This window comes from Mesorhizobium sp. WSM4845, from assembly GCF_055811455.1.
This window is the reverse complement of the sequence record NZ_JBVVQA010000006.1, coordinates 21850-35138: the sequence shown is the minus strand read 5'-3', so window position 1 is coordinate 35138 and position 13289 is coordinate 21850. Positions and strand designations below refer to the sequence as shown.

The window sequence follows — 13289 nt, the reverse complement described above, 5'->3', positions numbered from 1 at the left end:
GCGCCCCCCCCCCCCCCCCCCGCCGGGGGGGGGGGGGCGGGGCCCCCCCCCCCCCCCCCACAACCCCCCCCCCCCCCCCCCCCCCCCCCCCCCCCCCCCCCCCCCCCCCCCCCGAAACTGTTGTCAGAGTTTGCCGCTGCGCTGCTGGACCATCATGAAGGTGTCGTAGTTGTACTCGGCCACCTGCGCCCAGAGATAGTGCTCCTTGCGGAACGCCTTGATCGAGTCCCATATCTTCTTGAACGGCGCGTTCGAGGCTTCCATCTCGGCATAGACCTCGTTTGCCTTTTCGGAGCAGGCTGCCAGGATTTCCGGGCTGAACGGGCGCAATTTGGCGCCCGCGGACACCAGTCGCCTCACGGCCGCCGGATTCAGAAAGTCGTATTTCTGCAGCATGTTGGCGTCGGCGGCCTGCGCGGCGGTGCGCACCAGCGCCTTGTAGGCCGGCGAAAGCTCCTCGTATTTCGCCTTGTTGAACATCAGATGGACGGTCGGCCCGCCTTCCCACCAGCCGGGATAATAATAATTGGGCGCGACCTTGTAGAACCCGAGCTTCTCATCGTCATAAGGGCCGACCCATTCGGCGGCGTCGATGGTGCCTTTCTCCAGCGCTGGATATATATCGCCGCCGGCGATCTGCTGCGGCACGACGCCGAGCCTTTCCACCACTTTGCCGGCAAAGCCACCGATGCGCATCTTGAGTCCCGAAAGGTCAGCGACGGTGTTGATCTCCTTGCGGAACCAGCCGCCCATCTGCACGCCGGTGTTGCCGCCCGGCAGGCCAAAAAGGCCCTGCGTGGCGAGAAACTCGTTGAACAGGTCGATGCCGCCGCCGTGGTAATGCCAGGCATTGATGCCGCGCGCGTTGAGCGAGAACGGAACCGCGGCACCTAGTGCCCATGTCGGGTCCTTGCCCCAATAATAATATGCCACCGTATGGCAGGCCTCGACGGTGCCGGCGGTGGTGGCGTCCGCGGCCTGCAGGCCGGGCACCAGTTCACCAGCGGCGAAGACCTGGACCTGGAAGTTGCCGTCGGTCGCCTCCGAAAGCATCCTGGAAAAGACCTCGGCGCCACCATAGATCGTATCGAGGGATTTCGGGAAGGACGACGCCAGGCGCCATGTCACTTTCGGATTGGTTTGGGCGATAGCCGGCGCGGCAAGCGCCGCCGTAGCCGCCGCAGCGCCGACACCGGTCACACCGGCCTTGCGGATGAATGATCGACGATCCATGAAGTCCTCCCTATTGGATCAACAGACCGACGTTCGGGAGATGCTCTGTGCCCCGGATCGGCTTCGCGGCAAACAATACACGGGCAAGAAGTCGAGTCCAGCCATGGGAGCCGGTTTTGCCGGCGGCGTTTTCGCGAAATACGCGGGCGCGAACACGCCTCCTGCAACTTAAGTCTAACGCCCTTTCCGTGGCTCATGCGAGATGCCGAACTTGTCATGGCAAAGCGCCGTCGGATCGCCTATTTTAAAAGACAGAACATATCCTTGCACTGAATGGACCCGGATCAAAAATGCAGCAGCCGCTAGTCGCCATATCGACCGATGTCCGCCAGTTCGACAACTACACCTGGCATGCCGCTCCGCAGCAATATCTGGAGGCGGCGCTTTCGGCGGCCGGCGTGTTCCCGGTGCTGGTGCCGTCCTTCGGCGACCGGCTCGATTTCGATGAACTCCTGTCATCGGTCGACGGCGTCATGATCACCGGCTCGAAGTCCAATGTTCATCCCTCGCTCTATGGCGGCGATGCCAGCGAAGCCAACGGCCCCTACGATCCTGCCCGCGACGCCACGACGCTGCCGCTGATCCGCAAGGCAGTGGAGCGCGGCGTGCCGCTGCTCGCCATCTGCCGCGGCATCCAGGAGATGAATGTGGCGCTGGGCGGCACGCTGGCCACAGAAATCCAGGAGCGCGAGGGATCGCTGGATCATCGCGCACCGGCGAGCGACAATCAAGACGAACGCTTCGCCATCCGCCAGACCATTTCGATCAAGCCCGGAAGCTGCCTCGCCGACATGTTCGGGGCAGGCGACATCATAGTCAATTCGGTGCACCGCCAGGCCATCGACCGGCTCGGCCCGAAGCTGCAGATAGAGGCGGTAGCCAGCGACGGCACGGTCGAGGCGGTTTCGGTGCGCGACGCCCGTGCTTTCGCCGTCGGCGTCCAGTGGCATCCCGAATACTGGGTCAAGTCGGACAGCGTCTCAGCAAGGATATTCCGCGCCTTCGGCGACGCGGTGCGCCTGCACGCCGCGGCGAAATCCGGCGCGTGGGCCGCCGCGGAATAGTTCGTCGGACGTCAACGTCAATCGCTGCCGGCCGCCAGCGACAGCAGCGGCAGGGCTGGTGCGTAGGATTCATAACCGTCGCCGTCGGCGACGCCGAAAGTGACGATCGGGTCGATGCCGTTCGCGCTGAAGGTGACCGTGCCGTCATCCTGCTCACGCCAGAATTTCGCGCGCTCGATGCCGGGCAAGACACGGTGGCAATTCGCAGTGACCGTCAACAGCGACAGGCCATGCGCAACCTCAGTGCCGCGCTTGACCGCGCAGGACGCTTCGTCGCCATTGGCCACCAGCCGGTAGTCGCCGGGCGACTGCGCTGACTCATCGGCTGTGCGGCCTTCGCCTCCGCCGCTGTGAAACAGCTGAACGCTGCCGAACAGCGCGACCACCGCTATCAATGCAGCAAGTGCTTTCATCTGCGTTCTCCGGGTGTTTGGCGATAGATAAAGATGATTTCAAAGCGTTAAACCGTGGTTAACAAATAGGAAAGCGTGCCGCTCAGCTGCGCGCCTTGAGCTTTTCCGTTTCCGGCACCGGCGTCAACGCCCTCCCCTTCGAAAACCAGGAAATCAGATTGTCGACGCACAGATCGGCCATGGCGCGGCGGGTATGTTCCGAAGCCGAGCCGACATGCGGCAAAAGTGAAGTGTTGGGGGCGGCGAGCAGCGCCGGCGGCACGTTCGGCTCGTCAGCGAAGACGTCGAGCCCGGCAGCGGCGATGGTGCCGCCGGCAAGCGCCGCGGCAAGAGCTGCCTCGTCGATCGTGCTGCCGCGACCGATGTTGACGAAGACGCCATTCGGGCCGAGCGCCGACAGGATCTCGACGTTGACCGCCTTTTCCGTCGAGGCGCCGCCGGGCGCCACCGAGATCAGCGTATCGACCGCCTCGGCAAGGCCTTTCAGCGTGCCGTGGTATTCGTAGGGCAAGCCTTCGACCTGGCGCCGGTTATGGTAGGCGATCGGCAGCCCAAAGGCCTCCAGCCGGCGCGCAATGGCGAGACCGATGCGGCCCATGCCGAAAATACCGACACGACGGCCGCGCAAGGTCAGCCGGCTTAGCGGATAGTTGCCATTGCGTGCCCAACTGCCGTCGCGCAGCCAGGTCTCGGCGCGCGGCAGCTCGCGGACGGTGTTGATCAAAAGCCCGATCGCCGTATCGGCGACCTCCTCGGTCAGCACATCCGGCGTGTTGGTGACCATGACGCCGCGCTGCGCTGCGTGACGGGCATCGACCGAATCATAGCCGACGCCGAAATTGGCGATGATCTCGAGATTCGGCAGCGCGTCGATGAGGGCTGCGTTGATCCCGCCAAAGGCGGCAATGCCGCGCACCGTCCGGCGCATCTCGTCGGTGACCAGCGACGCATCAGGCCGTTCGATCCAGGCACGGCTGAACGTCCGGTCGATGCGGCCGACCGCGTGGTCGTTGAATTGGCCCGGCACCAGAATGGCGACTGCTTGCTGCTGTTCGGCTTTTGTCATGCACGTTCCACTGGTTTGCCGGTCGACTGGCGCACATGCAGTTCCGGCTTGATCAGTTCCTGCGACGGTCGCACCATCTGCCCATTGAGCTTGTCGAGCAGCGCGCTGGCGGCGCGGCGGCCAACTTCACGCTGGCCATTCCACACGGTGGTCAGCGCCGGCGTTGCGATCGCTGCTTCCTCGAGATCGTCGTAGCCGGTCACGGATATGTCAATGCCCGGCACGAGTCCGGCGCGTGCAATGCCGTTCATCAGGCCGATGGCGACGAGGTCGTTCCAGCAGCAGGCCGCGGTCGGCTTGTCCTTCAGCGCCAGGAACTGCCCGGCGGCCTCGAAGCCAGCCTGTTTGGTGCGCGGGCCGGGAATGCGCCAGGACGGCCTGACCTCCAGCCCTGCCGCCTCCATGGCGTTGAGATAGCCTTGGTAGCGGTCGCGGCCGGTCGAGGTCTGGTCGGTGCCGCCGATCATGGCGATGCGTTTATGGCCGAGCGAGATCAGATGGTTGGTGGCTAGCCCGGTGCCATAGGCATCGTCGCCACGAAACACCGGCACGTCAGCGCCTTCGACGGTGCGTGCGATCAGCACCGCCGGCAGGCCGTTTTCCTCGGCCATGAAGATGTCTTCGGGCGGCGTGCCGATGGCCGGCGACATGATGACGCCGTCGGCGCCAAGCTGCAGCAGCGTGTCGATGAAGGTGCGCTGCTTTTCGAGCTGGTCGTAATGGTTCGACAGGATGAAGGTCTGCCGGCTGCGGTCGAGCTCGCTTTCGATCGAGCGCAGGATCTCGGCGAAGAAAGGATTCATGATGTCGTGGACGACGACGCCGACGATACCCGAACGCGAGGTGCGCAGGCTGGCGGCGCGGCGATTGTAGATATAGCCGATGGCGCGGGCATGTTCCTTGATGCGATCGCGGGTGTTTCCAGCAACCAGCGGGCTGTCGCGCAGGGCCAGCGAGACCGTGGCCGTGGACACACCGAGCGCATCCGCGATCGTCGAAAGCTTGATCTTCTGTGCCAGCGCCTTGCGCTCCCCCGACGATCCAGAGCTGATCCATGATCTCCAGCGAAACCGGATGCCCGTTTTCGGGATCATGGTCTAAACAGTTTAAACGCGGCCTTATGCCACCCTTCCGAAACAAATCAAAGTTTTTTTGCCAGCGAATCCACCTCGACGTCGAGGGCAGCGCGGTTGCGCACGCGAAGCCGGTGCTCGCGATGAATGATATAAAAGCCGCTGGCGACGATGACGAGCACCTAGGACACCGAGCGTCAACAGGATGAACCAGTGTCGATATGCATCAGGGATGCATGCGGGCACCTTTGGTGATCTTGTCGACAAGCTTCTTTTCGGCGCGCAGCGCGATTCCGACGACCTTGGCATCGTCGGGTGCGAATTCGGCAAAGACGGCGCGGTTCGCCGCGTCGTGGCCGGTCGAAAACATTTCGTCGACGTAGAGCGAGGTCGTCACACCGCGCTTCAGCGCCGCCGGTGGATCGCAGTGAGCGTCGAGCGTTCGGCCGAAAGCACGATGATCGGCTGGATCGAGAGCGGATTATAGATATTGCCGGCGCGGTCGCGATAGGGTTCGCCTATGATGTCGCTATACTGCGCGACGATGCCGCTGGTCAGGAACGCGGTTACGTTGAGCTTTTGCCAGACGGGAAGGTTATCCTGCAGCACGATTGCAAATTTCGTGTCGAACATGAGACATTTGCCATTCGAGGTTTGTGAATGAAGCGATGTCACACGGTCTAGATGGCGAGGCCTTTCAGGGTCTTGGACGTTTGTGCGTTGACGCGGCTGAGAACTGCGTCATCTCGGCGCCCGATTGCGTCGGAATGGAGCGTATCGAGGCCCGGTTCCACGGCAGCGCCTTCGATCTCCATCGTCACGATACCTACGCCATCGGCGTGACGCTGCATGGCGTCCAGACTTTCCGGTATCGCGGCGCGACGCATCAGAGCCTGCCCGGCCAGATTATCGTGCTCCATCCCGACGAATTGCACGATGGCGGCGCCGGCACTGAAGACGGTTTGCGTTACAGGATGCTTTATCTGGAGCCGTCCATCGTGCTGGACTGCCTCGATCAGACAGGCGCATCGCTGCCTTTCGTCAGGAATGCCGTGGTGACGGATCCTGTTTTCCGCACGCGGCTGCTTTCGGCGCTGGGGCCGTTGGACCAGAAGCTGGACGATCTGTTTGTCGCCGACTTCGTTGCGCAATTGATGCAAAGCCTGGCACGGCATTCAGGCCTGCCGGCGAAACCGATCCCAAGGACAGCGTGGCGGGCTGTCAGCCTGGCACGCGACTATCTGGAAGAAAATGTTTTCCGTACCGTCCGTTCCGAGGAACTGGAGGCGATCACTGGGCTCGATCGTTATGCCCTGTCGCGGCATTTCCGTGCCGCTTTCTCCACCAGTCCGCACCGCTTTCTCTTGATGCGCCGGCTTCAGCGAGCACGCCGCATGATCGAGGCGAGCGAGTCATTGGCGCAGATCGCAATAGCGGCCGGTTTCAACGACCAAAGTCATTTCAGCAGGCACTTCAAGAAGGCGTTCGGTGTCACGCCGGGCCGCTGGTCGGCATTGGTGCATGGATCGTCAGCAGCCGCTGCCTGATGGCGTCAGCCGCGGATCATTCGTCGGCGTCGATCTCGTCATCGACGAGAACCATCTCTCCGTTCGAGAGGTTCGCCTCAACGCGGGCGAGCAGCTTGAACAGCGCCTTCTGGTCCTTTTTATCGAGCCCCTTCAGCGCCTGCTTCTCGGTCTTCTTCACCGATTTCTCGATGGCATGAATGATTTCGCGGCCAGTGTCGGTCAGAAAGATATGGGCTTGGCGGGCATCGGCGGAGGAAGCGCGTTTTTCCAGAAAGCCCTGCGCCTGCAGCCGGTTGATGGTCTTGGTGATGGTCGGCGGGCGAACACCGAGGCGACCGGCAAGATTGCCGGGCGTCTGCCCGTCCTCACGGTCGAGCGCCAGCATGATCTGGTCCTGGCCGGCATAGAAGCCGTGCGCCAAAAGCCGCGCGGCGAGTGCCGTACGCGCCAGCCGCGCCGCCGAATGCAGCCGGCTCATTGTCGCAGTCTTGTCCGCCTTGGCCATGGTTATCCCTCTTCGGCCCAACCGGTGTGGACAGCATAGAGGCAGCCGCCCGGTTAGCAATGGACGATCAAAAGATCCGGCTTTGCAAAACAGCTTTGCCGGCAAGCGATGTGGTGTCCGCCGTGGCTAATGCCAGATGTTTATTTCAGTTAGATGACAAACGAGTTTTCAGCGCAGGTGGACGGGTTCGGCAGGAGCGCCGCACCGATGCGGGTCTCAATCAGCCCCTCACCGCGACGATCATCAAGGCCTGGTAGGCGTCCGCCACCTCGCGCAGCGCCGCCTGCGAAAGCGGCCCGGCGCGCCGCGCGATACCGTCCCTGGCGTTCGACGTATCCCGCTTGCCGGACCGGTCGGTGTAGGGCGCGACAGTGGTGAATATCTGTTCGCTCAGGCCGTCGGGGAAAAACAGCTGGCCGATCATCACCGAATTGTCGTTGGGGAAGACTTTGAAATGGATGTGGGTGGTGCGGCCGCGATACCAGCCGGGATAGATGGTGGCGAACGAGACGATGCCGCTGTCATCGGTCTCTTGCCAACCGCGCAGAAAACTCTGGCCTGACGTATCGACATCCTGGCCGTCGCCTTGTCCCGGATAGCCTGAATAATGGCCTTGCGCGTCGCAATGCCAGATATCGACCCGCGCGCCGGCAAGCGGCCGGCAGCCTGCGTCGATGACCTGCAGCCGCAGATTGAGGGCAATGCCCGCTTTGCCTTCGGTTATATCGGCGCGTTCGAGCTTCGGGTCGAAATAGAACGGGCCCTCGGTCGCTTCCGGTGTGATCGCGCAGACGCCGGCGCCGCTATCGAACAGGGCAAGCCCGGCATAGGGCGAGGCCTGCTGCGCCAGCGCGATGCCCGGTAGAAAGACACCGCCGACCGCGCTAACGGCAATGAGGCCAAGCGCCTGGCGCCGGCTCAACGGCAAGGAGGACGGTTTGTCGGACTTCCGGCGCCTCTTTTTGGTTTCTGTCGAGCAAGCTGGCTTGGTCTTATCTAGTCAGTGAGGCCAGCCAACGCCAATGGAAACCCAGCAATGTTGGGAAAACCCGGCAATGTTGGCGACCTGTTTGGCCCATCGGTTGCGACGTGCAAAAGCAGGGCGTGCATCCTATATGGAGCCAACAATCCTTTTCGAGGCCCAACATGAGCGATGCACAGACGATACAAATCCCCGTAACCGTTCTCACCGGCTATCTTGGCGCCGGCAAGACGACGCTGCTAAACCGCATCCTTTCGGAAAGCCACGGCAAGCGCTACGCCGTCATCGTCAATGAGTTCGGTGAGATCGGCATCGACAACGAGTTGATCGTGGAATCCGACGAGGAAATCTACGAGATGAACAATGGTTGCGTCTGCTGCACGGTGCGCGGCGACCTGATCCGCGTCGTCGAGGGCTTGATGCGTCGGCCAGGCCGCTTCGACGCCATCGTGATCGAGACGACCGGCCTCGCCGATCCGGTGCCGGTGGCGCAGACCTTCTTCATGGACGACGACGTGCGCTCCAAGACCAGGCTCGACGCGGTGGTGGCGCTGGTCGACGCCAAGCACCTGCCGTTGCGGCTGAGGGATTCCCGCGAAGCCGAGGACCAGATCGCCTTTGCCGATGTCGTCGTGCTAAACAAGACCGATCTCGTCACGCCGGACGAACTGAGCAAGGTCGAGGCGACGATCCGCGCGATCAACCCGGCGGCCCGGATCCATCGCACCACGCGCGCCGGCGTGGCGCTGTCCGAGGTGCTCGACCGCGGCGCCTTCGACCTTTCCCGGGCGCTGGAGAACGATCCGCATTTCCTTGAGGCGCGTGACGACCACGACCATCATGACCATGACCATGACCATGACCATGATCATGATCATCACGATCATGACGGGCATCATCACCATGATCACGCGCACCCGTCCGATATCCATGACGTGACGGTGCAGTCGGTGTCTCTGCGGGGCGGCGAGATGGACCCGAAAAAATTCTTCCCCTGGATCGAGAAGATCACCCAGATGGAAGGCCCTAACATCCTGCGTCTGAAAGGGATCATCGCACTTAAAGGCGATGACGAGCGCTACGTCATTCAGGGCGTGCACATGATCATCGAGGGCGACCATCAGCGCGCCTGGAAGGACGGCGAGAAGCACGAGAGCCGGCTGGTGTTCATCGGCCGCGAGCTCGACGCCGAGCGGCTGAAGAAGAGTTTTGATGCCTGCCAGGCGGCTTGATTTCTAGGCCTTATAACGCTAGCGCTGCCGCTTCTCTCCTTCTCCCCTTGTGGGAGAGGGTGGCCGAGCGAAGCTCGGTCGGATGAGGGGGTGTTCCAGCTTGGCAACGACGGCATTCCGTCCAGCACCCCTCAACCGTCTTGGCGCTGCGCGCCAATCCACCTTCTCCCACAAGGGGAGAGGGAGAGCTGCACATACCGGCGCTGGCCGCTCCCGCGCGGGTAGACCACCAGCCGAAATCTCGAATGGAATCTCCCATGCCGACAGTCGCCCCGCTTGATCTCCAGGGACATTGCATCGCCGCCGCCTTCCTTGGCGACGTGCCGCATTTCGCGCTGGCCGACGGCACGATCCATCGGCTGGACCATGGCCACAAGACGGCGCTGGCCAATGACGGGCTTCTCGCCGCCTTGCACGATGCGGCCAACGACAGGCTGATCACCGGCGGCGAGGACGGCAAGATTTTTTCCGTTACCGCCGGCGGCAATGCGGCAGAATTGGCAAGCGCCGGGAAGAAATGGATCACCAGCGTCGCCGCCGGACCACAAGGCGCTGTCGCCTATGCCTCGGGCAAGATCGCCTTCGTGCGTTTCACCGACGGCAAGACCAAGGAATTCCTGCATCCGCGTTCGGTCGAGGGGCTGGCGTTCTCGCCCAAGGGGATGCGCTTCGGCGTCGCCCGCTACAATGGCGCGACGCTGCATTTCCCGGCGGCGAACGGCAAGCCGGTCGAGCTGGAATGGGCCGGCGCCCATACCGGCATCACCTTCTCGCCTGATGGCGCCTTCCTCGTCACCACCATGCAGGAGAACGCGCTGCATGGCTGGAAGCTCGCCGATGGCAAGCACATGCGGATGAGCGGCTATCCCGGCAAGGTCAAAAGCCTGTCGTGGAGCGCCAAGGGAAAATGGCTGGCCAGTTCCGGAGCCCCGGCGGCGATCGTCTGGCCGTTTTCGGGCAAGGACGGGCCGATGGGCAAGGCGCCGCTGGAACTCGGCACGCGCGGCAACGCCATGGTGACCTCGGTCGCCTGCCATCCGAGCCAGGATGTCGTCGCCGTCGGCTATGACGACGGCATGGTGATGGCGGTGCGTTTCGCGGACGCCAAGGAGGTGCTTCTGCGCCGACCGGGCAAGGGCGCCATTACCTCGATGATGTGGGACAAGGAGGAACGCCGCGTCGCCTTCGGCAGCGCCGCCGGCGACTGCGGCGTCATCGATATCTCGGCCTAGGGCCGTAGGGGAGTAGGGCAGTAAGGGAGTAGGAACACATTCCCCTATTGCCCTCTGTCACTGAACCGCGCGGCCAATTGCGGTTCCGGCCGCCGATTGGCTAGAGTGACGCATGAGGGGGTATTCATGCATACAATCGACCATTCAAAGATGGCGATCGGTGGCATCAGCACTGCTCGCATCGCGGATCTGCGCGAGACCGAGGCCGAAGCCTTCCGCAAGGCAAGGCCGAAATCGGCAGCCAAGGTCGGCAACGGCCTGCCGGGTTTCTTCGGCGGCGTGCCGATGCACTGGATGAACGACTGGCCGACGCCGTTCCCGATAATGGTCGACAGCGCCAGAGGCGCCACTATCACTGACATCGACGGCAATCGGCTCGATGATTTCTGCCTCGGCGACACCGGCTCGATGTTCGGCCACTCGCCGCCGCCGGTCGCCCACGCCATCCGTAGGCAGGCCGGACGCGGCCTGACCTACATGCTGCCTTCGGAAGATGCACTCGCCATCGGCCCGCTGCTGCAACAGCACTTCGGCCTGCCGTTCTGGCAGATTGCGACAACGGCGACCGATGCCAACCGCTTCGCGCTGCGCGTCGCCCGCGCCATCACCGGCCGGGGCAAGATCCTGGTCTTCAACGGCTGCTATCACGGCTCGGTCGACGAGACGATGGTGCGTCTGGTCGGCGGCAGACCGGCCAACCGGCCAGGACTGGCCGGCGAATTCCGCGACCTGACCCGGGCGACCGATGTCGTCGAGTTCAACGATGTGCCGGCGCTTGAGACAGCACTCCGGGACCAGCAAATCGCCTGTGTCGTCACCGAGCCGGTGCTGACCAATTCCTGCATGGTGCTGCCCGATCCCGGCTTCCACAACGCGCTGCGGCGTCTCACCCGCGCCGCTGGCACCCTGCTTCTGATCGACGAGACGCACACGATCTCGACCGGTCCCGGCGGCTACACCAGGAAACATGGCCTGGAGCCGGACCTGTTCGTGCTCGGCAAGCCAATCGCCGGCGGCGTGCCAGCCAGCGTCTGGGGCATGAGCGAGGGCGTCGCCACCCGCTATGCCGACTATGTCAGGACCAAGGAACCAGGCTATTCCGGCATGGGCACGACGCTCTCGGCCAATCCGCTGCAGTTCGCAGCGATGCGCGCCACGCTCGAAGAGGTGATGACCGACGAGAACTATAGCCATATGGACCATCTGGCGCGGCGGCTCGACGCCGGGCTGACCGCCGTCATCGACCGTTACCGCCTGCCTTGGCATGTTGCCCGAGTCGGCGCCCGCGTCGAGTTCATCTGCGCACCCGGCCCGCTGAGGAATGGCGGCGAGGCGGAAGCAGCGCACGCACCGGCGCTCGAAGCGGCTGTCCATGTCGCGCTGGTCAATCGCGGCGTGCTGATCGCGCCGTTCCACAACATGATGCTGATCTCGCCGGCGACCAGCGCGGCCCAAGTGAACCGCCTGATCGCCGCCTTCGGCGCGGTTGCGGCAAGGCTCGCGGCATGAGACAAGCTTGCACATGAGAGAAGCGCACAAGCAAACTTTGAACGCCATCATCGCCTCCCCTTCGGGCTCAACGCCCGCCGAGGCGCATACCTTTCTCGACGCCCATCCCGAGATCGAAGCGTTCGACATCGTGCTGACCGATGCCAATGGCGTCGGGCGTGGCAAGATCGTGCGCCGGCACGAGTTGATGAGCATCTTCGAGGGCGGCAGGCATATGCCGATCTCGATCCTCGGCCTCGACATCACCGGCGAGGACGTGCACGAGACCGGACTGATCTGGACGACGGGCGACGGCGACCTGCGGGCATGGCCGATCCCCGGCACGCTGGTGCCGCTGTTCGGCACACAGCCGCCGCGCGGCCAGGTGCTGATGGCGATGTACCATCTCGATGGCCAGCCGATGTCCTCCGACCCGCGCCTGGCGTTGGGCCGTCAGGTGGAGATACTGGCGGCCAAGGGCCTGCATCCGGCCGGCGCCTTCGAGCTCGAATTCTTCCTGCTTGCCAACGAGCGCGACGCCGACGGCAAGGTGCAGCCGGCGCACGCGGTGCTCGACGGCCGCCGCTCGGCCAAGACAGAGGTCTATTCCGTCGACCATCTGCACGGCATGGAGCCGCTGTTTTCCGATATCTATGCCGCGGCCAGGGTGCAAGGCATCCCGGCCGAGACGGTCATTTCCGAATATGCGCCCGGCCAGTACGAACTGACGCTTAACTATCGCAAGGACGTGATGCGGGCCGCCGACGACCTCGTCATGCTGAAGCGGCTGGTGCGGGCGCAGGCGCGCCGCCACGGCGTCACTGCCTGCTTCATGGCCAAGCCGATCGAGAAATACGCCGGCTCCGGCATGCATTTCCATGTCTCGCTGCAGGACAAGGCCGGCAACAACGTCTTTGCCGAAGCCAGCGGCGAGAACTGGTCCTTGCCGCTGCTGCGCGGACTGGGCGGCCTCATCCAGACCATGGCCGAATCGATGCTGGTGTTTGCACCGCACGCCAATTCATGGCGGCGTTTCGTTTCGCAATCCTATGCGCCGGTGGCGCCGACCTGGGGGGTCAACAACCGCTCGGTGGCATTGCGCGTGCCGGCTGGCGACGCGAAAAACCGGCGCATCGAGCACCGGCCGTCGGGCGTCGACGCCAACCCCTATCTGGTGGCGGCAACCGTGCTGGCCGGCATCGTCAAGGGTCTCGATGAGGGCCTCGATCCAGGCCCCGAAACCACCGGCAATGGCTACGAATCAGCAATCACGCGCACCACCATGCCGGTGGACTGGCGCGCCGCGATCGAGGCGGCAAGGGCCTCGACATTCCTCAAAGCGGCGCTGGGGGAAGACCTGCACCGAACATTCGTGGCGATCAAGCAATCCGAATATCTGCGGGTGGCGCGCACGGTCAGCGAACTGGATTATCATCTCTATCTGCACGAGGTGTGAGGCATCGCATCGCCGG

General features: G+C 63.6%; 13 protein-coding genes and 2 pseudogenes. 6 read left to right on the top strand and 9 right to left on the bottom strand.

Annotated features, from left to right (window positions below; translation table 11 throughout):
• Positions 1-232 (bottom strand): hypothetical protein (locus AC0L2C_RS09235; protein ID WP_473523231.1); only part of this gene is annotated, 232 nt, incomplete at its 3' end.
• Positions 124-1233: a TRAP transporter substrate-binding protein gene (locus AC0L2C_RS09230; protein WP_128168382.1), complete on the bottom strand. Its 1110-nt coding sequence runs from the start codon at positions 1231-1233 to the stop codon at positions 124-126. The genes AC0L2C_RS09230 and AC0L2C_RS09235, both read right to left, overlap by 109 nt.
• Positions 1234-1523: 290 nt before the next feature.
• Between AC0L2C_RS09230 and AC0L2C_RS09225 the strand changes: the two genes are divergently transcribed.
• Positions 1524-2297 carry a gamma-glutamyl-gamma-aminobutyrate hydrolase family protein gene (locus tag AC0L2C_RS09225; protein ID WP_473523230.1) on the top strand — a complete coding sequence of 258 codons (774 nt, stop codon included), beginning with the start codon at positions 1524-1526 and terminating at the stop codon, positions 2295-2297.
• A gap of 17 nt (positions 2298-2314) precedes the next feature.
• On the opposite strand, the gene AC0L2C_RS09220 is transcribed toward AC0L2C_RS09225, so the two are convergent.
• The 5 genes and pseudogenes from AC0L2C_RS09220 to AC0L2C_RS09200 all read right to left on the bottom strand — a co-directional run bounded on the left by AC0L2C_RS09220 (position 2315) and on the right by AC0L2C_RS09200 (position 5482).
• Positions 2315-2710, bottom strand: a complete 396-nt coding sequence (locus tag AC0L2C_RS09220; protein ID WP_031254017.1) for a hypothetical protein — start codon at positions 2708-2710, stop codon at positions 2315-2317.
• Positions 2711-2792: 82 nt separating this feature from the next.
• Positions 2793-3776: a 2-hydroxyacid dehydrogenase gene (locus AC0L2C_RS09215; RefSeq protein ID WP_128172903.1), complete on the bottom strand. Its 984-nt coding sequence runs from the start codon at positions 3774-3776 to the stop codon at positions 2793-2795.
• Positions 3773-4795 carry a LacI family DNA-binding transcriptional regulator gene (locus tag AC0L2C_RS09210; RefSeq protein WP_023796812.1) on the bottom strand — a complete coding sequence of 341 codons (1023 nt, stop codon included), beginning with the start codon at positions 4793-4795 and terminating at the stop codon, positions 3773-3775. Before AC0L2C_RS09210 ends, AC0L2C_RS09215 begins: the two co-directional genes overlap by 4 nt.
• 122 nt (positions 4796-4917) lie before the next feature.
• Positions 4918-5025, bottom strand: a pseudogene (locus AC0L2C_RS09205) (EamA/RhaT family transporter); the annotation flags it as partial.
• A gap of 50 nt (positions 5026-5075) precedes the next feature.
• A pseudogene (locus AC0L2C_RS09200) lies at positions 5076-5482 on the bottom strand (DUF2000 family protein).
• 35 nt (positions 5483-5517) lie between these two features.
• On the opposite strand from AC0L2C_RS09200, the gene AC0L2C_RS09195 reads away from it, so the two are divergent.
• Entirely contained in the window at positions 5518-6396 is an 879-nt protein-coding gene (locus AC0L2C_RS09195; protein ID WP_473523229.1) for an AraC family transcriptional regulator, read from the top strand.
• A gap of 16 nt (positions 6397-6412) precedes the next feature.
• On the opposite strand, the gene AC0L2C_RS09190 is transcribed toward AC0L2C_RS09195, so the two are convergent.
• Together AC0L2C_RS09190 and AC0L2C_RS09185 are read right to left on the bottom strand one after the other, a co-directional pair.
• Positions 6413-6883, bottom strand: a complete 471-nt coding sequence (locus AC0L2C_RS09190; RefSeq protein WP_023796815.1) for a MarR family winged helix-turn-helix transcriptional regulator — start codon at positions 6881-6883, stop codon at positions 6413-6415.
• A gap of 220 nt (positions 6884-7103) precedes the next feature.
• Positions 7104-7811 (bottom strand): intradiol ring-cleavage dioxygenase, encoded by a 708-nt coding sequence (locus AC0L2C_RS09185; RefSeq protein WP_473523228.1) that lies wholly within the window; start codon positions 7809-7811, stop codon positions 7104-7106.
• 218 nt (positions 7812-8029) lie between these two features.
• On the opposite strand from AC0L2C_RS09185, the gene AC0L2C_RS09180 reads away from it, so the two are divergent.
• The 4 genes from AC0L2C_RS09180 (at position 8030) to AC0L2C_RS09165 (ending at position 13273) form a co-directional block, all read left to right on the top strand.
• Positions 8030-9097 carry a CobW family GTP-binding protein gene (locus AC0L2C_RS09180; protein ID WP_473523227.1) on the top strand — a complete coding sequence of 356 codons (1068 nt, stop codon included), beginning with the start codon at positions 8030-8032 and terminating at the stop codon, positions 9095-9097.
• A 257-nt stretch (positions 9098-9354) separates the two neighbouring features.
• A complete protein-coding gene (locus AC0L2C_RS09175; protein ID WP_473523226.1) occupies positions 9355-10329 on the top strand; it encodes a WD40 repeat domain-containing protein in 975 nt (324 codons plus the stop codon).
• Positions 10330-10455: 126 nt separating this feature from the next.
• On the top strand, positions 10456-11838 hold the full coding sequence (locus AC0L2C_RS09170; RefSeq protein WP_473523225.1) for an aspartate aminotransferase family protein: 1383 nt from the start codon (positions 10456-10458) through the stop codon (positions 11836-11838).
• Positions 11839-11851: 13 nt separating this feature from the next.
• Positions 11852-13273 (top strand): glutamine synthetase family protein, encoded by a 1422-nt coding sequence (locus AC0L2C_RS09165; RefSeq protein ID WP_473523224.1) that lies wholly within the window; start codon positions 11852-11854, stop codon positions 13271-13273.
• Positions 13274-13289 lie beyond the last annotated feature (16 nt).